At 68.8% G+C, this 21609-nt stretch carries 26 protein-coding genes and 1 pseudogene; 10 read left to right on the forward strand and 17 right to left on the reverse strand.

Annotated elements, in window-relative coordinates:
• Positions 1-181 precede the first annotated feature (181 nt).
• The gene (locus ACFQVD_RS28490; protein WP_364150475.1) at positions 182-556 is read right to left on the reverse strand and encodes a YciI family protein; all 375 of its coding nucleotides are present in this window, start codon (positions 554-556) and stop codon (positions 182-184) included.
• A gap of 56 nt (positions 557-612) precedes the next feature.
• Entirely contained in the window at positions 613-1305 is a 693-nt protein-coding gene (locus ACFQVD_RS28495; RefSeq protein WP_386272516.1) for a DUF998 domain-containing protein, read from the reverse strand.
• Between the two features lie 345 nt (positions 1306-1650).
• Here ACFQVD_RS28495 and ACFQVD_RS28500 point away from each other — a divergent pair, with 345 nt between their 5' ends.
• Positions 1651-2697: a sensor histidine kinase gene (locus ACFQVD_RS28500; RefSeq protein WP_343982385.1), complete on the forward strand. Its 1047-nt coding sequence runs from the start codon at positions 1651-1653 to the stop codon at positions 2695-2697.
• Entirely contained in the window at positions 2694-3350 is a 657-nt protein-coding gene (locus ACFQVD_RS28505) for a response regulator transcription factor (RefSeq protein WP_343982388.1), read from the forward strand. The genes ACFQVD_RS28500 and ACFQVD_RS28505 overlap by 4 nt, the downstream gene beginning before the upstream one ends.
• A gap of 82 nt (positions 3351-3432) precedes the next feature.
• On the opposite strand, the gene ACFQVD_RS28510 is transcribed toward ACFQVD_RS28505, so the two are convergent.
• Positions 3433-4194: a DUF2306 domain-containing protein gene (locus tag ACFQVD_RS28510; protein ID WP_343982391.1), complete on the reverse strand. Its 762-nt coding sequence runs from the start codon at positions 4192-4194 to the stop codon at positions 3433-3435.
• A gap of 147 nt (positions 4195-4341) precedes the next feature.
• Here ACFQVD_RS28510 and ACFQVD_RS28515 point away from each other — a divergent pair, with 147 nt between their 5' ends.
• The gene (locus ACFQVD_RS28515) at positions 4342-5325 is read left to right on the forward strand and encodes an NAD(P)-dependent alcohol dehydrogenase (RefSeq protein ID WP_343982394.1); all 984 of its coding nucleotides are present in this window, start codon (positions 4342-4344) and stop codon (positions 5323-5325) included.
• 169 nt (positions 5326-5494) lie between these two features.
• Here the strand turns inward: ACFQVD_RS28515 and ACFQVD_RS28520 are convergent, their stop codons facing one another.
• Positions 5495-5980: a hypothetical protein gene (locus ACFQVD_RS28520; protein ID WP_343982396.1), complete on the reverse strand. Its 486-nt coding sequence runs from the start codon at positions 5978-5980 to the stop codon at positions 5495-5497.
• 151 nt (positions 5981-6131) lie between these two features.
• Positions 6132-6593, reverse strand: a complete 462-nt coding sequence (locus ACFQVD_RS28525) for a MarR family winged helix-turn-helix transcriptional regulator (RefSeq protein WP_343982399.1) — start codon at positions 6591-6593, stop codon at positions 6132-6134.
• 87 nt (positions 6594-6680) lie between these two features.
• On the opposite strand from ACFQVD_RS28525, the gene ACFQVD_RS28530 reads away from it, so the two are divergent.
• Positions 6681-7547, forward strand: coding sequence for an alpha/beta fold hydrolase (locus ACFQVD_RS28530; RefSeq protein ID WP_343982402.1), 867 nt, complete (start codon positions 6681-6683; stop codon positions 7545-7547).
• 83 nt (positions 7548-7630) lie between these two features.
• On the opposite strand, the gene ACFQVD_RS28535 is transcribed toward ACFQVD_RS28530, so the two are convergent.
• From ACFQVD_RS28535 to ACFQVD_RS28545, 3 genes are all read right to left on the reverse strand, one after another.
• Entirely contained in the window at positions 7631-8302 is a 672-nt protein-coding gene (locus ACFQVD_RS28535) for a hypothetical protein (protein ID WP_343982405.1), read from the reverse strand.
• A 205-nt stretch (positions 8303-8507) separates the two neighbouring features.
• Positions 8508-9428 (reverse strand): RNA polymerase sigma-70 factor, encoded by a 921-nt coding sequence (locus ACFQVD_RS28540; protein WP_343982408.1) that lies wholly within the window; start codon positions 9426-9428, stop codon positions 8508-8510.
• Positions 9425-10630, reverse strand: a complete 1206-nt coding sequence (locus ACFQVD_RS28545; RefSeq protein WP_343982411.1) for an NAD(P)/FAD-dependent oxidoreductase — start codon at positions 10628-10630, stop codon at positions 9425-9427. Before ACFQVD_RS28545 ends, ACFQVD_RS28540 begins: the two co-directional genes overlap by 4 nt.
• Positions 10631-11061: 431 nt before the next feature.
• On the opposite strand from ACFQVD_RS28545, the gene ACFQVD_RS28550 reads away from it, so the two are divergent.
• From ACFQVD_RS28550 to istB, 4 genes are all read left to right on the forward strand, one after another.
• Positions 11062-11424 (forward strand): metalloregulator ArsR/SmtB family transcription factor, encoded by a 363-nt coding sequence (locus ACFQVD_RS28550; protein WP_364150484.1) that lies wholly within the window; start codon positions 11062-11064, stop codon positions 11422-11424.
• A complete protein-coding gene (locus ACFQVD_RS28555) occupies positions 11421-11918 on the forward strand; it encodes an SRPBCC family protein (protein WP_343983796.1) in 498 nt (165 codons plus the stop codon). The genes ACFQVD_RS28550 and ACFQVD_RS28555 overlap by 4 nt, the downstream gene beginning before the upstream one ends.
• Before the next feature lie 306 nt (positions 11919-12224).
• On the forward strand, positions 12225-13754 hold the full coding sequence (gene istA, locus ACFQVD_RS28560; RefSeq protein ID WP_386274280.1) for an IS21 family transposase: 1530 nt from the start codon (positions 12225-12227) through the stop codon (positions 13752-13754).
• Entirely contained in the window at positions 13751-14530 is a 780-nt protein-coding gene (gene istB / locus ACFQVD_RS28565; protein ID WP_364159275.1) for an IS21-like element helper ATPase IstB, read from the forward strand. Before istA ends, istB begins: the two co-directional genes overlap by 4 nt.
• Before the next feature lie 246 nt (positions 14531-14776).
• On the opposite strand, the pseudogene ACFQVD_RS28570 reads toward istB, so the two are convergent.
• A pseudogene (locus tag ACFQVD_RS28570) lies at positions 14777-14884 on the reverse strand (transposase); the annotation flags it as partial.
• 64 nt (positions 14885-14948) lie between these two features.
• Positions 14949-15611, reverse strand: a complete 663-nt coding sequence (locus ACFQVD_RS28575) for a hypothetical protein (RefSeq protein ID WP_343982845.1) — start codon at positions 15609-15611, stop codon at positions 14949-14951.
• Between the two features lie 62 nt (positions 15612-15673).
• Here ACFQVD_RS28575 and ACFQVD_RS28580 point away from each other — a divergent pair, with 62 nt between their 5' ends.
• The gene (locus tag ACFQVD_RS28580; RefSeq protein ID WP_386272528.1) at positions 15674-16552 is read left to right on the forward strand and encodes a MerR family transcriptional regulator; all 879 of its coding nucleotides are present in this window, start codon (positions 15674-15676) and stop codon (positions 16550-16552) included.
• Here the strand turns inward: ACFQVD_RS28580 and ACFQVD_RS28585 are convergent.
• The 5 genes from ACFQVD_RS28585 to ACFQVD_RS28605 form a co-directional block, all read right to left on the reverse strand.
• Complete coding sequence (locus ACFQVD_RS28585) at positions 16477-16851, reverse strand: YciI family protein (RefSeq protein WP_364150475.1); 375 nt, start codon at positions 16849-16851, stop codon at positions 16477-16479. The two genes, ACFQVD_RS28580 and ACFQVD_RS28585, sit on opposite strands and share 76 nt — an antisense overlap.
• A 56-nt stretch (positions 16852-16907) precedes the next feature.
• Positions 16908-17111, reverse strand: coding sequence for a hypothetical protein (locus tag ACFQVD_RS28590; RefSeq protein ID WP_386272530.1), 204 nt, complete (start codon positions 17109-17111; stop codon positions 16908-16910).
• 488 nt (positions 17112-17599) lie between these two features.
• Positions 17600-18526, reverse strand: coding sequence for an AzlD domain-containing protein (locus ACFQVD_RS28595; RefSeq protein WP_343981166.1), 927 nt, complete (start codon positions 18524-18526; stop codon positions 17600-17602).
• Positions 18523-19062, reverse strand: a complete 540-nt coding sequence (locus tag ACFQVD_RS28600; protein WP_343981163.1) for an RNA polymerase sigma factor — start codon at positions 19060-19062, stop codon at positions 18523-18525. The genes ACFQVD_RS28595 and ACFQVD_RS28600 overlap by 4 nt, the downstream gene beginning before the upstream one ends.
• Before the next feature lie 482 nt (positions 19063-19544).
• The gene (locus ACFQVD_RS28605) at positions 19545-20087 is read right to left on the reverse strand and encodes a CGNR zinc finger domain-containing protein (RefSeq protein WP_343981160.1); all 543 of its coding nucleotides are present in this window, start codon (positions 20085-20087) and stop codon (positions 19545-19547) included.
• 25 nt (positions 20088-20112) lie between these two features.
• Between ACFQVD_RS28605 and ACFQVD_RS28610 the strand changes: the two genes are divergently transcribed.
• Positions 20113-20301: a hypothetical protein gene (locus ACFQVD_RS28610; RefSeq protein WP_343981158.1), complete on the forward strand. Its 189-nt coding sequence runs from the start codon at positions 20113-20115 to the stop codon at positions 20299-20301.
• 309 nt (positions 20302-20610) lie between these two features.
• On the opposite strand, the gene ACFQVD_RS28615 is transcribed toward ACFQVD_RS28610, so the two are convergent.
• Both ACFQVD_RS28615 and ACFQVD_RS28620 read right to left on the reverse strand, forming a co-directional pair.
• A complete protein-coding gene (locus ACFQVD_RS28615; RefSeq protein WP_343981155.1) occupies positions 20611-20817 on the reverse strand; it encodes a hypothetical protein in 207 nt (68 codons plus the stop codon).
• Between the two features lie 30 nt (positions 20818-20847).
• Entirely contained in the window at positions 20848-21579 is a 732-nt protein-coding gene (locus ACFQVD_RS28620; protein WP_343981152.1) for a L,D-transpeptidase, read from the reverse strand.
• Positions 21580-21609: the final 30 nt, after the last annotated feature.

Genomic DNA, 21609 nt, shown 5'->3' on the forward strand with positions numbered 1-21609 from the left:
GACCCCGAGTGGAGGTCACGGCCGTGCGCTCCTTTCCGGGGGACGCCTGACCTCGCCCGCCGCCGGTACCGGCGACCCCGCGAACGACTCCCGGTGTACGCGTCCGGCCCGTGAGTACGTGCCCGGACGCGCGAACCCCCGGCCGGGGTTTCCGGCCGGGGGTTCGCGCACGGTGGTGAGATCAGGCGGGGGCGGCGAAGTCCTCGGGACCGAAGACGCGCAGCACGTCGGCCTCACCCTCCCACCCCGCCCAGTGATCCCGGTGGATCTTCAAGAAGCGGGAGGTCCACTCGACGGCCTCCTCCTTCGAGCGGACCTGGTAGAGCGCGTAGCTGATCAGCTCCTTCGCCTCGGCGAACGGGCCGTCGGTGACGCTCAGCCTGTCCCCGGTGATCGCGACCCGCGCGCCCTGCGCGCTCGGGGCCAGCCCGGCGGTGTCGAGCAACGCCCCGGCCGCGGTGGCCTCCCCGCCGAGCTTGGCGATGGCCTCCATCAACTCCGCCGGCGGCGGGGTGGCGGGCTGGCTGGTGACCTTGAGAATGATCATGTATCGCATCGGACGTCTCCTTCGATCTTGTTTTCTTGACGGTGTGGTGCGGAGGCCGGGTGTGCTCAGGCGTGCCGGGGGGCGGCGTGCCGGTACAGGTGCAGGCACAGGGCCGAGAGCCAGGCCCAGATGATCACGACCCCGGAGACGAAGACCAGGTTGGCCCACGGGGCACCCGCACCGGTCGCGATGGCGGCGAAGGCCGCGAGGAACAACCCGCCGGTGAGCCGGGAGTAAAGCGCCCACCCGGTACGGCCCGCGGCGGCGAACCTGCGGCCGATGACGAAACAGGTCACGATCACACACAGGAAACCTACTGCGCCGCAGGCGAAGTGGAGCATCCCGGACAGGCTCACCTCCCCGGGCCCCTCCGGCGTCCCCACCGGGAAGCCCATCGCCGGATCCGCCCGGAAGATTCCCGCGCCGATCAGGCTCACCCCGTACGTTCCGACGAGCCGGGGAGCCCAGGTCGCGCCGCGCCCACCGGCCAGGGCCCGGCCCAGGCCGACCGCGCAGGCGATGACCATCAGCCCGGTGACGACGAAGTCGGTGATCTGGATCCAGCCGAGGCCGCCGTTGGCCAGCAGGCTCCATGCGTGGCGGGAGAGGTCGAACCCCTCCCGGGTCAGCGCCTGGGTCAGGGACACCCCGACGTACAGCGGCCCGGCGATGATCCCGTAGCCCAGCAGCGACCTGGTGACACCGGTACGCGGGTCGCAGGTCACCGGGTGCGCGGCCCTCATCGTCTGCTGGGTCATGGCCGTTCTCCTCACGAGTCACGGGCCGGCTCTCGGGTGTTCCTCTCGGCCCTCTGACCACGCTTCGAACGGGACCGCCCCGATTCGACAGCCCGCTCAGATCTTTTTCAAGATCTTTTAGCACCACTGTACGGCGCGCGGTACGGCCGCGCCGCCACACGCGCTCCCACCTGCCGGGGCCGCGCGACGGTGAAATGCACCTCCCGTACTTTGGGCCGCCCCGAGCAGCGTGGACTTCCGTACCATGTTCATGTGCTCGCCCTTCTTCGCTCCGTATGGGACGAGCCCCGACCTCCCAACCCGCCGCCGCGGGCTTGGCGGGACTGGGCACTCGTGGGAGTACTCATGGCGGCCGCGGTGCTCGAAGGAGTCCTGCGGCCCGATCTTCCGTGGCGGGCCGTCTCGGTGACCGTCACCGTCGGGCTGACGCCCACGCTGTTGTGGCGCCGGACCAACCCGCTGCTGATGGTCGTGATCGCCTTCGCCGTCACGAGCCTGGCCCCGCTGCTGACGAACGGCGACCCCCTGGACGCGTACACGATGGTGTACGTGCTGGTCTTGCTGTACTCGTTGTTCCGGTGGGGTTCGGGACGCGAGGCCGCGATCGGTTTGGCGATCACGATGGTCGTGGTCTCCCTCTCGCTGCTCTCCGGCCGCCTCACCCTCGGCGACGCGGGCGGCGCGTTCGCCGTCACGTTCTCGGCCATCGCCCTGGGCGGGGCGCTCCGCTACCGTGCCGGGGCGAGAATGCGCGAGCTCGACCAGATCAAGCTGCTCGAACGCGAACGGCTGGCCCGCGACCTGCACGACACCGTCGCCCATCACATCTCGGCGATGGCGATCCGGGCACAGGCGGGCATCGCCACCTCGGCGTCGCGGCCGAACTCCGCGACCGAGGCGCTCCACGTGATCGAGGCCGAGGCGGCACAGGCCCTCGACGAGATGCGCGCCATGGTCCGCCTGCTGCGCCGGGACCAGCCCGCGGAGTCGGCTCCCGTCCGTCGCATCACCGACCTCGGACAGCTCGCGAGCCCGGGCCGCTCCGGCCCGTCCGTCGAGGTGGAGATCTCCGACGACATCGGTGAGCTTCCCCTGTCGATCGAGGCTGCGATCTACCGCATCGCCCAGGAGTCGGTCACCAACGCTCGACGGCACGCCCGTCACGCCACCCGTATCGAGGTTCGCGTCGCCGCCGACGACACATCGGTGCGCCTGCGGGTGAGTGACGACGGCGACGGCGGCCTGGTACGTTCGGCCGGGTCACCGGGATACGGGCTCATCGGCATGATCGAACGTGCCGACCTGCTGGGCGGCACCTGCGAAGCCGGCCCCGCCCCGGATCGAGGCTGGACCGTGACCGCCGTACTGCCCCGAACCGGAGCGGTGACATGAGCATCCGGGTGCTCGTCGCCGACGACCAGGAGATCGTCCGCACCGGGCTCACCATGATCCTCGACGCCCAGCCGGACATCGAGGTCGTCGGCGAAGCCGCCGACGGGTGGCGGGCCGTCCAGCTCGCGCGGCGCCTACGCCCTGACGTGTGCCTGTTCGACATCCGCATGCCCGGCCTCGACGGCATCGAAGCCACCCGCTCCCTCGCCGGGCCGGGCATCAAGGACCCCCTCGCCGTCGTCGTCATCACCACTTTCGACCTCGACGAGTACGTCTACGCCGCGCTGCGAGCCGGTGCCCGGGGTTTTCTGCTCAAGAACGCCGGAGCCGACCTGCTCTCCCAGGCCGTCCACGCCGCCGCGAACGGCGACGCGCTCATCGCCCCGAGCGTCACCGCACGACTGCTGGGAACCTTCGCCCGCACCGTGCCCGCCACGCCGCCGGTGCGCCCCATCGAGGCGCTCACGGCCCGGGAGGAACAGATCCTGGCCACCGTGGCACGTGGACGGACCAACAGCGAGATCGCCGACGAGCTGCACATCTCCCTCAGCACGGTGAAGTCCCACATCGCCAGCCTGCTGGCCAAGCTGGGCGCCCGCAACCGCGTCGAGATCGCCATGTGGGCCTACGAGACCAACCGGATCAGGAACTGATCGGCGAGATCCGGGGCTCCCGCGCCGTGACCGGCGACGGTGGCGGATCGGGGCCCGCCTGCCGTCTCCACGGAGTCCCCCGTCACCGGCCCGCGAAACCGCTCGCGAAAGTGCGGGGCGAACTGAGCGGCCGCCTACGGATGAACCACTCGGCCACCGCGAGGTTTATCACCCACCCGGCGCCCACCAGCAGGGCCCTGGGAAGCTCTCCGGGGGTGCCGGCGATCAGGAACCACGGCAGATGGGTCAGCGCCTGCGTGCCCGCCCCCTGCCCGATCGCGTAACCGCGGATCATCCATTCGCGGTGCCGGGCGATGTCCCGCCGTCGGATCGCGGCGAGGCCGAGGAGAATGGCCATGATCATGGCCGTACCGAACACGAGCCGGAAGCCGGCGAGGAGATCGCCGTCGCCGGCGGGGCGGGGATAGAACAGGGTCATCCACAGGCCGGTGGCCGCTGCGACGAGTCCGCACGGGATCAGCAGCCGCCCGGCGGCGCGGTGCCAGCCGGGCCTCCGCCGGCGGAAACCCGGGGCGAACTGGAAGGCCCCCAGAACGCTGTACAGGCTGACGCACACGATATGCGCCACCACGGGCACGGGGGCCGCGAAGAACCGCGCGTTCTCCGGCGTGATCGCCGCACCACCCGCCAACTCGTCGAGGCGCACGGCGCCCGCGGCCATGGGAACGGCGCTGAGCAGGATCAGCGCGGTGGGCAGGAGCCACCCCGCCCTCGTGGCGGAGGTTGCGGGGGAGGTCCCCGCGCCGTTCCGGCCGTCTGCCGGGCGGCCGCTTCGCGGCGTCCCCGGGAGCGGGAGATGTCTCGTCGTGCGCTCGTCGGTCATGCCCCGATCATGACGATCGAGGCGAGGCGGCTCATCGCCAGAACGGCCCGATTCGAACCAGCCGATCTTCCCCCAAACAGGCGTACTTTCGGCCGATGAGCCCTTCCCGCAGGACTTCTACATTGCTCCTCAACGAGAGGAGAAACCATGAAGGCGTTCGTTCTGCGGGCATACGGCTCACCTGACGTCCTGGACCTCACCGACGTCGACAAGCCCGTCCCCCGCGACGACGAGGTGCTGGTCCGGGTGCGGGCCACCTCCGTCAACCCGTACGACTGGCACAACATGAGAGGCGAGCCGTACATCGCGCGTCTGATGGGCGGCCTCGGAGCGCGCAGCCCGAAGCTCGAAATCCTGGGCGCCGACATGGCCGGGCAGGTCGAGGCGGTCGGCAAGGACGTGACGGGGTTCCGCCCTGGCGACGAGGTGTTCGCGGTGCTCGAACAGGGCGGCTTCGCCGAGTACGTGTGCGTCCGGGAATCCGAGCTGGCGCCGAAGCCGAAGAACCTGTCGTTCGAGCAGGCGGCGGCGGTACCGATGGCGGCCAACACCGCCCTGCTGGGCCTGCGCGACGACGGACGAATCCAGCCGGGGCAGAAGGTCCTCGTCAACGGGGCGTCGGGAGGAGTGGGCACGTTCGCCGTGCAGATCGCGCGAGCGTTCGGCGCGGAGGTCACCGGCGTCTGCAGCACGCGTAACGTCGACCTGGTCCGATCGATCGGCGCGAAAGAGGTCATCGACTACACCAAGGAGGACTTCACCCGGAGTGGAGGGCACCACGACCTCCTGCTGGACATCGCGGGAAGCCGCTCGGCATGGGCGTGCCGGCGGGTGCTGCCCCCGCGGGGAACCCACGTCGTCGTCGGTGGGCAGGCCGGTCGATGGCTGCAACCCCTCGGTCACGTGTTCTCGGTGCTCGCGATGTCGCCGTTCGTGTCCCAGAGGATGGCCCTCACGGACGCGACCCGATGCACGGAGAACAAGCAGAACCTGATGACGCTGACCGAGCTCATCGAGGACGAAAAGATCACCCCGGTCATCGACCGGCAATACCCGTTCGAGGAGATCCCGGCGGCCATCGGATATCTGGAGGAGGGACACGCCCCGGGAAAGGTCGTCGTCACGGTTTGAGGCACCACCGGATCCGCCAGGCGCACGACGCCCGGCCGGGCCGATGTCCCGCCCGTGGAGGACCCCTTGACCACCCAGGGGGTCTCCGCGTCCGGTCACTTCTTCGACGCTCCGGTGATTCTGTTCGACCGGGCCGGTACGGCGGATCCGAGCGCCGACCGGCGAAGGCTCATCGGAGCCGCCACAGGCCCTCGTCCACGCGGACCTCGGGCAGGCCCGGCACCGGCGCCGTGGCCGCGTGGAGCACATACCGGTCGTCTTCCTCGTCCATCGCGACGCGAAGGCGGGTGCCGTCCGCGAGGATCACCGTCCACAGTCCCGGTGGTTCGGTGTCGCCGTACAGCACGTACGTATCGAAGTGGGCGGCGAATCGCTCGGCGAACTCCCGGCGGCCGACCCGCTCGGTCGGCCGGCCCTCGACGCCGACGTCAAAGCCCATCGCGAAGTGGCCGAAGACCTGCCGGTACCTGCAGAACACGGAGAACACCACGTCCTGCGGGATGTCCCGCGACCGCTCGGCGATCCGGTCGTCATGGCTCACAAACAACTCAGACTCGGCGATCCCGAAACAGTCCAGCAGGAATGTCCGCAGCCCGCTCTCCGGAACCAGGCAGGACGACAGACAGTCGTAGCCCGTGGCCGCTGTCTCCGTCACGACGCCACCCTAGGCGCCCACTCGACGAAGTGCCCCGAACAGCCGTGAGACCACCCGTAGGTCGTCCTGCCCCCGGCGGGCTCCCGGCGTGGGCCGCCCGGCTTGACGCCGTCGGCTACTTCGAAGTGCCCCCGAAGGGATGCCGCAGGTGCTACTCCCGGCCGGTGACAGCCTCGTGCACGCCGCTGAGAAAGCGCTCGACGGTCGCCTGGTCGGCGGCGTCGAACCGGCTCATGACGGCGACCACCTCGTTGATGAGCGGGCCGAAAAAGCTCCAGCCGAGCGCGACCGCGCTCTCATCCACTTTCAACAGCACACGCCGACGGTCTCGGGTGTCGCGTTCCCGGCGCACGTGACCGAGTCTTTCCAGACGGTCGATCACCGCCGTGGTACCCGCGGAGTTGAGGCCGAGATGCGCCCCCAGCACCCCCGGGGTGGCGGGCGCGCCCGTGCGAGCGGCATCCAGGAGACAGATGAGCGCACGCACATCGGTCGGGTGGAGGGCGTGCCGGGCGGCGAATCTCTCCCCGACCCGGTCGAGCTCCATGGTGATGGCGCGCAGCAGGTGCACCACTCGCATCCCGGCGTCCTGCTCGTTCACGTCGTCCGCCACCTTCCTCCGTTCGTCGCCGCTGCCATATTATGGCAATATCTCGCTCAGCGAGACTCTTGCTTGGCGAGTTACCTGTTGAGGTGAGGCATGTCCGATGACGGCCACGGCGCGAACGCGGCCTTCCTCGCCGCCTATGACGCGGTCCTGGAGCGTTGGCCGGTCCAGGTCGAGCCGATCGACCTGCCGTCGGCATACGGAACGACGCGGGTGAACGCGTGCGGGCCCGCGGACGGCCCGCCGCTGATCCTGTTGCACGGCGGTGGCACCACCGCGGCGATGTGGTTCGCCAACGTCGCCGAGTTCGCACGCCGGCACCGGGTGTACGCCGTGGACCGCATCGGCGAGCCGGGACGGAGCGCCCGGGGCGAGCGGCCTCCTCGCAGCGTCCCCGACCTGCTCGGCTGGCTGGACGGGGTGCTCGACGGGCTCGGGGTCGGAAGCGCCGCCGTGTGCGGGCACTCCTACGGCGGGTGGGTCGCCCTGACCTACGGCCTCCACGCGCCCCAGCGGGTCCGGCGGCTCGTTCTCCTCGATCCGACGCAGTGCTTCGGAGGATTCCGGGTGGGATACCTGGCACGCGCGCTGCCGTCCCTCATCCGGCCGACGGCCTCGCGGGCGCGGGCCTTCCTGGCGTGGGAGACCGACGGCGCGGAAACCGACCCCGCCTGGCCGCGGCTGTACGGCCTGGCCGCGGAGTTCACGGACACGAAGATCGTGACCGGGAAGCGGCCCGAACCCGGACTACTGCGCACACTCACCACGCCGACCCTTGTGCTCCTCGCCGGGCGCGGCAAGGCCCATCCCCCTCACCGCATCGCGTCCGCCGCCACACGCCTCCTGCCGAACGCGGAGACCGCGGTGCTGCCGGACCTCTCCCACCACGCGATGCCATGGCACCAGGCCTCCCACCTCAACGCCCGCGTCGTCGGCTTTCTCGACAGGACGGCGACGTGAGACCGAAGGTCCGTGCGCGAGGAGCACTCCCCCTGCCGCCCGAGGCGGCGTCCACCGATCCGCCTTTCACCCGGTGACAGGCGTCAGACCATTGCCGACTCCCCACCGGGATAGGCGAACGACGAGCGGGGCGAGTAGAAACCCCACACGATCTGCAGCGGCTCGGCGGGGCGGAGAGCGTAGACGGGGTGGCTCGGCTCCAGAAACTCCAGTGACACGATCTCGAACGGGTCGACCGGTTCCGCCACGAACGGATAGATCCCGCTGAGCCTCTGTCCGCCGACCTCCGTGATGTAGCGCAACTGGCCACGGTTGACCGCCGTACCGGTGTCACCGACCCGCGCGGTCGTGCGGATCACCGGCACACCGTCCGACTCGGTCGTCGCGACCAGTTCCCCGCCGCTGACCTCGATCGTGGTACGGCCCGCGGTGGCGGGCACACCTCGGGCGGCCGCGTACTCGCGCACCACCACGCTGGAGTTGAAGTAGTGCGTCCACCACCGGCCGGGGGTCACACCGTCGGGGGCGTAGGCGTCCTCCAGGTCCGGCCCGATGTAGGTGAGCGAGTACGCGCCGAAGCCCGAAGTCTGCTCAGGCCGGTCGACGACGTACTGATTCATGAAGACCTGGCGGTTGGCCATGGGCTCCAGACCATCGGGCACCAGGGCCGCGACGGCCTCGGGATCGGCCGGCACCCAGCCAAAGTAGATCATCCGGCTGTTGACGACGAGCTGGGGAGCCACAAGTTCGGACACGACTTCTCCCTGACCATCGACGGCATACAGCCGGAACATACGTTACGTACCCGCGGAGAACAACGATGGATACATGGCCCCCTCGATTTCTCGGAAACCGCGGGCATTCGCAAGCCCGACACCGATCCGCTCAAAGCAACTGCGCGTTCTGAGTTTCACAGTTCGACTCCCATCGATCGGCTGTCGGGGCGGACCCGGGCAGATCTCAGAGCGTGCCGACGTCGCGGATGATCCCCTCGGCGATGGCTTGGAGTTTGTCCGGGTTGGCGATGTTGTGGATGGTGGTGATGCGACCGTCGGCATCGAAGTCGAAGGTCACAGTGGCGATGACACGCCCCGGACCGCTGAACACCATGCCCGGCCCGCCATTGATCTCGACCAGTTCGGCGTTCATGTCGGCGGGCTCGACGCCCTGGTACGTGACCTTGCCGACGGCCGCGAACCAGGCGGCCACCGTCTGGGCGCCCACGACCGGACGCAGAGCCTGACGGACCTTGCCTCCCCCGTCGGTCCACAGCGTGATGTCCGGGGACAGCAGTTCCATGAGGGTGTTGATGTCGCCCCCGGTCGCGGCGGCGAGGAACCGCTCCGTGACGTCGCGCTGCCGCGACCGGTCGGCGGTGAAGCGCGGCCGCCGGGCCCGTACGTGCTCGCGAGCACGGTGCGCGGCCTGGCGCACCGCCGCCTCGGAACGCTCCACCGCCTGCGCGATCTCGGCATGACTGAAGTCGAAGACCTCCTTCAGCACGAACACCGCGCGCTCAAGCGGGCTCAAGGTTTCCAGCACCACCAACATCGCCGTCGACACCGACTCGGCGTTCGTGATGTCGTCGGCGGTGTCGCCGCTGGTGAGAATGGGCTCCGGCAGCCACGGTCCCACATAGGTCTCACGCTGGTACCGGGCCGAGCGCAGCCGCCGCAGAGCCAGATTCGACACGATCCGCGCCAGATAGGCCTTGGGGTCGGCCACCTGCGAACGGTCGTCGGCCGACCATTTGATCCAGGCGTCCTGAACCGCGTCCTCGGCGTCGGCCACGGTGCCGAGGACGCGATAGGCCACCGAGAACAGCAGGTTGCGATGCCGGTTGAACACCTGCTGGTCGTGATCCGGGGGCGTGTGGGTCACCGCACACCCCGGACGCGGGTGAACCGGCCGCCACGGGGCCAGAACGCGCCTGAGGTCGGCAGCCTCTTCATACGGCCGTAGGTCGGCCAGGGCGAAGCGGTCACCGTCTCCTTATACCGTGCCGCTATGCGGCCGGTCAGATACACCCGTCGGGGGCTGTCGTCGGGGTGGGTGAACTGGACGACCGCGTCGTGCCGTCCCAGGCTCACCGGCGTGTGGTAGTAGCCGAAGCGGAACGGCTTGGGCCGCTTGCCGTCCAGCGCGCGGACGATCGACACCGCGGCGTGCACACCGGTCGGCATGCCGCCCTGGCAGGTGCCGTGCATGACGCCGTAGCCCTGGCGGATCGCGGCCGCGTCGCCCACGGCGTAGACGTCCGGGTGCGACACCGACCGTAGCGCCGCGTCGGTGACGACGCGGCCGCGCTCGTCGACGGTCAGACCGGCGGCGGCCGCCAGCGGCGACACCCGCGTACCGCTCGTCCACAGGACGACATCGGCGGCGACGCTCTCCCCGCCCGCCAGTTCGATCGAGTCGGGCCGTACCCCCACCACCTCGATCCCGCTACGCACCTGGACACCCAGGCGCGTGAGCGTGGCCCGCAGATACGCCTTCGGCCTGGGGCCCATGGCCGCGCCGGGTTCCTGCCGGCCCAGCAGCACGACGTTCAGCCCGGGGTGCCGCTCAGCGATCTCCGCGGCCGACTCGACGCCGGTCAACCCGCTGCCGCCGACCACGACCGTACCGCGGCCGAGCCGAGCCAGCCGCTCGGCCAGCACCTCGGCGTCCTGGGCACTGTCGAGGGTGTACGCGTGCTCCTCCACGCCCCGCACCGTCGTCGTGTCGGCCACGCCGCCCAGCCCGTACACCAGCGTGTCGTAGTGCAGCACCCGGTCGTCGTCGATCCGCACGATCCTCGCGTTCGCATCCATCGCCGTCACCCAGCCGCGCACGAACCGCGCCCCCGTGCCCTCCAGCAGCTTTGGGATGTTCATCTCGGCGACCTGCTGCCCGGTCGCCACGGTGTGCAGCCGCAACCGCTCGGTGAACCGCTCCTGCGGATTCACCAGGGTCACCCGCACGTCTTCGCGCCCCTTGGTCCGAGCCGCGAGCTGGATCGCCGCGGCCATGCCCGCGTACCCCGCCCCCAGGATCAGAACGCGGTGCGGGGCCGCCATACCGGTTTCACGCCGTGTGGTCATCGTTGCGCCTTTCGCTTGGTGCGGACAACCACGGGATACAAGCCACCCACCGATCCGTGACATGCGATCGGTGTGACGCGCGACACAGTCGCCTGGCCGGTGGCACTGCGGGATCAAACACCTCCTTCGGGTCACCCGGCTTGACGTCGGTGCCGCAGTAGCCGCCGGGGTTCTTGTAGAGGTCTGCTGGTGACACCGCTTCGCGTGGAAGTGGTCGCCGACGGGGCGATCTCGGTGGTGATGGTGCCGTAGCCCGAGTCGGTGAGGACCTTCTGGTGGTGTCACGCGAGGTCGGAGCGGCCTTCTCCTGCTCGGACGAGTGGAAGTACACCGCGTGCCGACGTCGTCGCCCTGGGCAGGGTCGCGCGCCTCCCGGAAGACAGGTGAAGCGGGTATCGCCCAAAGCGTAACCAACAGGTTACGCTTTACCGGTGGACGAGGTGGCGGGCGCGATCGCGGATCCCGTACGGCGGGAGATCCTGCTGATGCTGCGGAACGAACGCCTCACCGCAGGAGAGATCGCCGGACGCTTCACGATCAGCAGACCTGCGGTGAGCCGGCATCTTCGCGTCCTCCGAGAGAGCGGGCTGATTCATGACGAACTTGTCGGCCGACGGCGGTTCTACGTGCTTGACGCCGAGCGGTTGAGCGAACTCGCCGAATGGCTCGCCCTGTTCACCCGCCCCTCCGGTTGGGAACGTCGCCTCGACGCACTCGAGACAGAGGTCTATCGAACCCGCCGTGAGCGCCGGGAGCGCGACACGGCAGACCCGGGAAAGAGGAACACCGCATGAGTCCCACACCTACCGGTCGGCTGTTTCGCACCGGCACCGGAAGCGACCTGGTCCTCAGTCGCACGTTCCGCGCACCCGCCAAGGATGTGTGGGCCAGCATCACCGAATCAGACCGGACGGCCCTCTGGTTCGGGCCGTGGGAGGGCGAGGCGGCCCCCGGCCGGACAATCAAGGTGCAGATGGCGTTCGAAGAGCAGACGCCGTGGTGCGAAATGCGGATCGACGCATGCGACCCACCGCGACGACTGGCCCTGTCGACGACTGATGAGTCCGGGACCTGGCGGTTGGAGCTGTCGCTGTTGGAAACGGATGGTTCGACGGAATTACGGCTCGTGCACCATCTCGTCAGCGAAGAGGGCATCGGAGAGATCGGTCCCGGCTGGGAGTACTACCTGGACATGCTCGTGGCTGCACGCGAAGGCTCCCCCGGGCCCGACTTCACCGACTACCACCCTTCGATGAAAGGCTACTTCGACGAGTTGTCCACAAGCTGACACTCGACGGTGCCCGAGCGTGCCGTCGAGGGCCTGGACCCGCGTGCCTCCCCACACCGGGGCGATACGAACGGGCGGGGCTTGAGAGCGGTCACGTGGAACTCTTGATCGGCGGACAGAAAAGTCGCGGCTGACGGACACCGGTTCCTGGTGGGCGGCCACCAAAAGTCTTGGTCAATGGCCAGGCCGATCTCCTGATCTTGTCCGTGTGTCACAGCTTGGGTTCCCCTCCGCGGGGGCTTGGGTTGCGGGTTGTCGAGACCTTGCACCCCAGACCCGCGGAGGGGGCCCGTGACGAAGTCTGGCATGGAGCTGATGGAGATTTACGAGGCTTACGACCTGACCGGGTGCGCCTGGTCGGCGGCGCAACTGGCGGGGTGTGACCCCAAGACGGTGCGCCGGTATATCGCGATCCGCGCGGCGGGCGGCAACCCGCACCAGCCGGCGCCGCGACCTAAGGCGATCGACGCGTTCCTGGCGAAGATCGAGGAGAAGGTCGACCGGTCGAAAGGGAAGATCCGCGCGGACGTGGTGCACAAAGACCTGGTCGCGATGGGATTCGCCGGGTCCGAGCGGACCACGCGGCGGGCGGTCGCCGAGATCAAGGCGGCCTGGAAGGCCGGACGGCGGCGCGTCTACCGGCCCTGGGTGCCTGAGCCGGGGATGTGGCTGCAGTGGGACTGGGGCGAGGGCCCGCGGATCGGTGAGCGCCGCACGCAGCTGTTTTGTGCCTGGCTGGCCTGGTCGCGGTTTCGGGTGGTGATCCCCGCCTGGGATCAGACGCTGGCCACGTTGACGTCGTGCCTGGACGCGGCGCTGCGGCGGCTGGGCGGGGCGCCGACGTATCTGCTGACCGACAACCCCAAGACGGTCACGATCGAGCACATCGCCCGCATCGCGGTGCGCCACCCGCAGATCGTCGAGCTGGGGCGGCATTACGGGTGCGTGGTGACTACCTGCGAGCCGTTCGATCCCGAGTCCAAGGGCGGGGTGGAGGCAACGGTGAAGATCGCCAAGGCGGACCTGGTGCCCACCCACGCCAACCTCCGCGCCGCCTATGGGAGTTTCACCGAGTTGGAGACCGCGTGTGCTGCCTGGAGTGAGCACATCAACGGCCGCCGCCATCGCGAGACACACCGGCCGCCGATCGAGATGCTGGCCGAGGAACGCGCTCGCCTGCACGTGCTGCCCGCCGATCCCTACGTGCTCGCGCTCGGCGCCGAGCGCCTGGTCTGCGACGACCGGACCGTCCGCTGGGGCGATGTGCGCTACTCGGTGCCGCCCGGCCACGAGGGACAGACGGTCTGGTGCCGCGTCCACGGCGACGAGTTGGTCATCGTCGGCCGCTCCGGCACCGATGAGCAGCACGGTCAGCACGGTCTGAGGGAACTGTGGCGGCATCGGCTGTCGGTTCCGGGCCGGCCGCGGATCGTCGATGCCCACTATCCCGAGCACGAGGGCGGCAACGGCCCCAAAGCGCCCCGGCCTCGCCCGCGGACCAAGGCCGAAGAAGCGTTCCTGGCGATCGGGCCGGGTGCGCAGGCGTGGCTGATCGAGGCCGCCGCCACCGGAGTGGTGCGGATCCGCACCAAAATGGCCCGCGCGGTCGAGCTGGCCAGTCTGCTGGGCGCGGCCCGGGTGGATGAGGCGCTCGGCCTGGCCGCGATCAACGGCCGGTTCGCCGAAGCCGATCTGGCCTCCATCTGCGACCACCTCGCGTTGCATGAGCACGCCGGTGAAAACACCCGTGTCGACGAGGCTCACTCGGTCCAGCCCGGCACCGCTTCCTGGGCTGCCTTCAGTAACACCAACAGCGTCAAAGGAGATCACTCGTGAGTGTCACCCTTCCTGCGGCCCCACCGGTCCCGGCCGAGTTGGAGGCCCTGTTTCGCCGGATGCGTTTTCCTTACGCCCGCAAAGCGGCGCCCGAGGTGCTGGCGACCGCCCGCGCGCAACGCTGGGACCCAGCCGAAGTCGTGCGCGTCCTGCTCAATGAGGAGGTCGTCGGCCGCGACCAGGCGACCCGCCGCAACCGGCGCAAGAGCGCGGGCTTTCCCTCCGGCAAGACCTTTTCCTCCTGGCGGCGCGAGGGCTCCACGATCAACGAGGCCACCCAGAACGCGCTGATGACGCTGGAATGGGTCAGCCGCGCGGAGAACCTGGTGATCGCCGGACCGTCCGGCACCGGCAAGTCCCACTTCGCTGAGGCACTGTCGCATCTGGCGATCGAAAAAGACCTGCGGGTGGCCTGGTTCACTCTGGAGTCTCTCAGTGCCACGGTCGGCCGGGCCAAGATCGACGGATCGGTCTCGCGCGCCATCGGCCGCATCTGCCGCAGCGACGTCATCGTTATCGATGATATCGGGTTGCTGCCGGTCGGCCACGAGACCTCCGAGGCGTTCTACCGCGTTATCGATGCCGCCTACGAGCGCCGCTCGGTCGTGGTCACCAGCAACATCCACCCGTCGGGTTTCGACACCATCATGCCCAAGACGCTCGCCACCGCGACCGTCGACCGGCTGATGCACCACGCCCACCTGGTGGAGACCAGCGGCGACTCCCATCGCCTGGCCGAGGCTCTGTCCGGGCGTGGAGTGATCCCGCTGACCTGACCGCCCACCCGGAGATCGACCTGGCCACCCACCGGGATTCCCAGTGGCCACGCCAGGAATTTTGATGGCCATCAGCCAGGAGAAATCTGGCCGCTCAACTGGAGAACGGCGTGTCCGCTAGCAGGGGCTGCGATTTTCAGCGTGATCTGGCGTGGAACCTTGGGCGTTCACGCCCGGGAGGAAACGACAGCACGGCAGGGCCGCCAAGGCCGAGCGGTGTGGGTGACCGGTAGGCCGCCGAGCGGCTCAGCCCGGGCGTCTCTGCTCTTCGATGTACTCCTTGATGATCGACAGGGGTGCGCCGCCGCAGGAGACGGCGAAGTACGACGGCGACCACACATGCCCGCCCCGCAGGTGGCGGTCCCCTGATCAACTGTTCGTGCCGAGCACGAAGGACGTACAGGTTCACGGGCGCCGGTCACCCGTTACGCAGGTACCGCCAGCCCAGCGCCCCGTACCAGATCATGATCGGCAGGTGGAGGGCGTACCCGAGCTGTTCCAGCGCCACCGTCGGCCCATCGGTCCCGGTCGTCCACGGAAGCGCGACCGCGGCCGAACCCGAGATCGCGGCGACCGCACCGGCGATGCGGAGCCCGGTCGGCATCGGGACGCCGACCGCTGCGGCGGCGGTGGCGGCGACCCACAGCAGCCCGGCCAGGTTGACCGCCCACTTGGCGGTGAGCAGCACCGCCCAGGCCACGGTGGCGACCGCCGGGGCGGCGGGGTCGGCGGCCAGCTGGGTCAGCGCCAGGTTCCCGGCGTCATGAAGCAGGCCTGCCAGTCCGGCGGCGGCCAGCAGTCCGCCGGCCAGCGTCACCAGGTGCGGTCCGGGTGCCTGGGCGGAGCGAGCGGACATCACGAGCCCGGCCGCGGTCAGCGCCAGCCAGCCCAGCACGTCGAAGGCCAGCTCGGTCAGATGCAGCCCGAACCGCTCACCCACCGCGGCCAGCACAGCATCGGGGTCGGCTGAATTCAGGGTCAACCCCGATGGCACCACGATGGCCGCACCGGCGATCATGGCCACCAACGAGGTCAACAGCAGGACACCGACAAGCCGGATCCGAGGGTTCGAATCGGTCATGGACGGTGACGGTAGGACCTTGCCGCAGGGACAAAGTCAACATGTCGGGGAGAGGAGCCGGGGTGTGGCGAATCGGGCAACTGGCGCGTATGGTCGGCGTATCCGAACGGACCCTGCGCCATTACGACAAGATCGGACTGCTGCCTCCTGCCGCGGTAGACGGCTCCACCGGCTATCGCCGGTACGGCGTGGCCGAGCTGGCACGGCTGGAACGCATCCGCGGCCTGCAACGCCTCGGCCTGCCGCTGCGCCAGATCGCCGATCTGCTGGACGCTCCCGAGGCACAGCTGCGACAGGCCCTGACCGAGATCGTGGCGGGCATCAAGCGTGACATCGCCGCTTTGGCCGCCACTGCGGCTCATGCCGAGGACCACCTCGCCACGCCGATGTCGATCCTGCCTCAGCAGACCGCGATCTCATCGCGCCGCCTACGCGTACGCCGCCTGCGTCTCGATCATCCATCCGAGCTCGCCGCCGTGTGCCCGGCACCGCCGGCGACCCTGCTGACCTGGCTGCGCGGGCAGCCGACCGGCGGGTTCACGGCGGCGGTGACCACCGATCGCGACGGCGAGCGACTCACCCTGCCCGCTCGCGCCGTCGTGCGAGCCGTCGTTCCGCCTTCCACAGACGTGGTCCGCGCCGGGCAGGACCTGTTCGGCTGGTTGCACCGCCACCACCTGGCCATCACCGGCCCTACCGTGGAAGAACACCTCCTCGACGCCGACGGCGCCCACGCCGTCGTCCTTGAAGTGTCCGTCCTGCGGGGGGAAGCTCACGTCACAGGGCGTCCGCTGCCGTCGCCACCACAGCCGATACCGCTCCCGGCCAGGAACCCTGGCCGGGAGCCGTACACGAGGCGATCAGATCAGGCGGGGGCGGCGAAGTCCTCGGGACCGAAGACGCGCAGCACGTCGGCCTCACCCTCCCACCCCGCCCAGTGATCCCGGTGGATCTTCAAGAAGCGGGAGGTCCACTCGACGGCCTCCTCCTTCGAGCGGACCTGGTAGAGCGCGTAGCTGATCAGCTCCTTCGCCTCGGCGAACGGGCCGTCGGTGACGCTCAGCCTGTCCCCGGTGATCGCGACCCGCGCGCCCTGCGCGCTCGGGGCCAGCCCGGCGGTGTCGAGCAACGCCCCGGCCGCGGTGGCCTCCCCGCCGAGCTTGGCGATGGCCTCCATCAACTCCGCCGGCGGCGGGGTGGCGGGCTGGCTGGTGACCTTGAGAATGATCATGTATCGCATCGGACGTCTCCTTCGATCTTGTTTTCTTGACGGTGTGGTGCGGAGGCCGGGTGTGCTCAGGCGTGCCGGGGGGCGGCGTGCCGGTACAGGTGCAGGCACAGGGCCGAGAGCCAGGCCCAGATGATCACGACCCCGGAGACGAAGACCAGGTTGGCCCACGGGGCACCCGCACCGGTCGCGACGGCGGCGAAGGCCGCGAGGAACAACCCGCCGATGAGACAGGTCACCGGGTGTGCGGCCCTCATCGCCTGCTGGGTCATGACCGTTCTCCTCACCAGTTCGAGGCCGGCTCTCGGGTGTTCCTCTCGGCCTTCTGACTACGCTTCGAACGAGACCACCCCGATTCGACAGCCCGCCCAAATCTTTTTCAAGATCTTTTAGCGCCGCTGCCCGGCGCTTCGCCATGGCCGGATCTGCAAGACATGTGTCCTTTAACCAACCTGAGGAAGAGGCCACCTAGTGCCGCATCAGGCAACGTTTGCCCTGTCGACGACGGCGCGTAGGCGCCGGTCGTCGGCATGGTGGTTACACCAGATGATGTAGCGGCGGATCATGCTGCCCTGTTCTTTGTGACCGGCACGGTCGGTGCCGTCCAGGGTGAAACAGCGCAGCGCGGTGAACTGGGCCTCGATCCGATTCAGCCAGGCTGAGCATCCGCACTTCAGGCTTACTGCTGGAGCGCTTCTATAAGCGCGGCTGTGCCCTCTGTGGACTGTTGAGGGCGCAGCCATGTAGGTGTGAAGGCCGCTCAGTGCGGATTGGCGGTGGGCTGGGGCGCGACGATGAGCCTTACCGCGTTCTTTTCATGGCCGCCCAATGCCTCGTGTACATACCAGGTGTCGGGAACGTCTTCCGCCTGGAGGGGGTGCTCGGTCACATCCAAGCCTGAACCGTCACGAGGGGAGGGCTCAGGAGGAGCCTTGTAGTAGTGCGAGACGGTGGCATGCCGCCGCTGAAGCATGATCCTGACTTCACCTACCGTCTTGTTCGCCAGCTTCATTCCTTCCAAGATCTCGCCACGAGCGGTCGGATCCCCCGTGATCTCATACCGTTCACCAAGCCGAGCGGCCCGCCCGAAGGTGACCTCGAAAGGGCTACGCAGACCGACAGGAATACTCACCCCGGCCAGACACCAAATCTTGCCGCAGTCGGTCCCTTCGATTTTCTTGATTCTGGGGCTTCTATTTCCATCCTTGATTTCGAATCCGTCGCTGTGGAACACCACCGTCCTTTGGGGAGACGAGACGGAGATCATCGCGCCGACGAGGCTGGGTGACGCGGGTTCCGTCTTCAATTCGACGTTCAGGCCATGCGCCGCGAAGTCCTGCCGGTATCGCTCGGGATCGGCGTCCGGGTCCACGATCCTGACGTCGATGTAGTCACCGTTCCTGGTGAACGCCAACGCTTTGGCCGGCCCCAGAGTCATAGGACCGATTTCGTTGGGATGCATGATGATCGGCATGATGACCGCTGCTCCCACCAGGAGGGCCGTGACGGGAATGAGGGTGAGCCACCTCTGCCAGGACCAGCGTGGCTTGGTCTTTCGGGGTTCCCGTGCCGTGTCAGCGATAACGCTCTGGAGGGTGGCGGATAGCACCAGGGGGTCCGCTCGGACATGACTGGCGGGGTCATGCGTCTGGAGCGTGGTCATCAACTGCTTGAGAGTATTGGTCATACGGCATTCCCTTGACAGGAAGGCTGGCGAGTGGCGACGGATTGTGGTTCTTCTCCGAGCAAGCGCCGCAGCCGTTTGCGTACGCGATGCAGCCGCATAGCGGCTGTAGGCCGGGAGCAGCCCACCACCTTCGCAGCCCCGCGGAGGTCGAGTCCTTCCCAAGACATCAAGAGCACCAGTTCCCGATCGTCTTCGCTCAGGCTGTTCAGCGCGGCCAGCGCCGTTTGGCGGGCGACGACCGTGCTGGCGTGATCTGCTTCGGCACCGTGGTATTTCGGGCCCTCACCCAATGGACTGGCGAGTGCGTCTCGCCGGTTGTCTCGTCTGATCAGATTCAGCGTGAGATTCCGGGCGGTCGCATACAGCCAGGGCAGCGGTTGTTCTCGGGGGAGTCGCTTGTACTTCTCCCAGGCAATCTTGAACGTCTCGGCGGTTATGTCTGGAGCGTCCACAGGACCAACCCGCCGCCAGGCGTACCTCAGAACCGACTCGTAATGGTCCTGAAACATGCGGGTGAAGCTTTCTTCATCACTCACACGCCGCCTCCCCTCCACCGTTCCGGTGCGTGTTGTGTCATCTACCTGGTAGATGTCGCGCAGCCGTCAGGTATCACCCATCGATGACCAAACGCCCTACTGTGAGAGAGGTCTTAGCCACCTCCGCGCATGGCTCCGGGGAGGTCTGCGTGTACAGCTCGTAGCCGGTTTGGAGCACGCTTCACTTGTCTGGCTATCCGTCACGATGGTCAAGCGCATGGGCGGCGCCGGCCGCGATCGGCCGAAGAGCCGCAGCGCGGCCGGCGACCGCCCAACGCGCGGCGGGCCGCGGATCGGACCGTCCTTGACCCCGTAGTGATACTTGTCGCCGAAAACAGCTCTGGTCCAAGATCGACACCGGGCGATCAGGGGCCAGGATCTGGCTAAATCCGCAGTTCTACGCCTCGCCGGAGGTCAGGCCGACCGGGCACGAGACCCCGGTGCCACTGAGGCCCCGGTAGTCGGTGGCCGCCAGCAGAGGTTCACTGTCGATTCACCGGAGAAGGAGGAGCGTGCCGGGCCCGGTGCCGCCGTACCGCGTCCCGGTTGGCACAGCGCGGCGAGCAGTAGCGTTGCCGGCCGCTCCGCGAGACATCCGCGTAAACCAGCCCGCAGCCGTCGCGCGCGCAGCGCGCCAGCCGCGACATGCCGCGCCCCGTCAGATGCAGGGCGGTGCCCACCGCGACCAGCGCGCGCAGCACGCCGCCGAGCGACATGCCCGCGTCGCGATAGTGCAGGTGCCAGCCGGTTCCGGCGTGGTCGGTGACGCGGGGATACGCCGCTGAGGTGGCCAGCAGGTCGTTGAGCAGCGCGACCCGTGCGCGCTCGTCGCGGGTGTCGACGATCTCGCACCACTGCTCGGCCAGGTCGAGCGCGGCGGCCAGGTCCGCCTCCTCTGGGGGGCGGTCGATGGCGAGGCCGGCATCCGCGCACCGTTTCACCAGGTCGTCGAGGGACGCGGGCGGGAAGTTGGTCAGGTCCGCCATCAGGAGGACCGCGTCCGCTCCGTAAGGGTTGAGATGCACAATGCCATTACAGCACGCTGGACCCATGAACGACCACGACGGACATGACTGGCACACCCGCTCCCGCCACCACACCAGCGAAGGGCTGGTGCGCTACCAGACCTGCCGCTGCGGCACCTGGCGGGTGCTGTGCGGGGCCCTTGACCCGCCCGCCGCGGCGGTGGTGGCGTGGAGCGCCCGGCGGAGCGCACCGTCCGACCGGGCGCGCCGCTGACCGGCGCATTCTTTTCGACCTGGCCGCGGACCCCCGGCAGTAGGAGCGATGCGTGGCGGGTGCGGGCCACTTCCAGCGCTGCCGGTGTGACTCCTCACAGATGTGTCCGCGCGGCGTCTCCTTGGTGGCTTCTGTCGGCCCCACGGGGCGCGTGGGCCGTACGTGCTCGGACCGGCCGGAGAACCGCGGCCGGGTACGCAGAGATGGCCTGGTCGCTGACGCGACCGTGGGCAGGAGAGGACCGCCATGAGCCCGCAGGCGCCGAGATGCGTCGCCGCAGGCCCCGGAAACTGCGGCGACGCTCCATGATCAGCCGGTGTAGGCCGGCTTGACGACGACGGCCTCCTTCGGGATCGGCCTCGGCTCCTCGACCGTGGGTCGGAGATCGGCCGGCCCCGAGGAGGGCGAAGGGGACGGCTCCTTGGGATTGGCCGCCGCCGTACCCGAAAAGCCGGTGAGGCTCGCGGCCAGAGCCAGCGCCGCGCTGAAGCCGATGAGCGTTGCTTTGATCTTCATATGGATTCCCCTGTTCATTCGGGTCGGGCCTCAGCCCTTGATGACGACCGGAGTGCCGATCGCCAGGTTCTTCGCCATCCACCTGATGTCGTCGTTGCCGACCCGGACGCAGCCGTGGCTGGCCCGTGTGCCGATGGCGGACGGCTTGTCCGTCCCGTGGACCGCCAGCTGGCCCGGGCCTCCGGCGAAGCTCTTCAGCACGGGCGAGAAGCCGCTCAGCCCGAAGGCGTAGGCGCCGTAGGCCCCACCGTCATCGACGGGTTTCACCAGCTCGGTGAAGAAATAGCGGCCTGGAGGCGTCGGCGTCCCCGCTTCGCCCGTCGCGACCTTGCCCGTCCTGACGGCCCGGTCGCCGTCGTAGACCGTGAACCTGAACGCCCCGCGATCGATCTCCACCCGGTGGGAGGTCTCCGCGAGTTTCACGTCGGTGGCCTTGATCCAGCCCTTGCTGCCGTTCGGCCGGATCGGCAGCAGCACCCGGAGCCACTCACCCTCGTCACGGTCCACCAGGAAGACCCGCGTCGCGCCGTAGTCGTTGGGGCTGGTGATCGTCCGCTGGGCCACCCCCTCCTTGTTCCGGTAGACCGTGATCCGGGACCCCTTGACGCTCGCGATCTTCGATCCGACGCTGCTCGCCGGCTCCGACCGCGCGCCACTGCTTGGAGGCTCAGGCCGTACGGCACCGCGCGCGCCGGCCGCACAGCCGGTCAGCAGGAGGACGAGCGTCGCCGCGGCAGCCGTACGGAGCAGGTTGGTTCTCACCCGCCGCAGCCTGGCGACAGAATGTGTGAA

The sequence above is a fragment of the Streptosporangium amethystogenes subsp. fukuiense genome, from assembly GCF_042665875.1.
Lineage (GTDB): Bacteria > Actinomycetota > Actinomycetes > Streptosporangiales > Streptosporangiaceae > Streptosporangium > Streptosporangium fukuiense.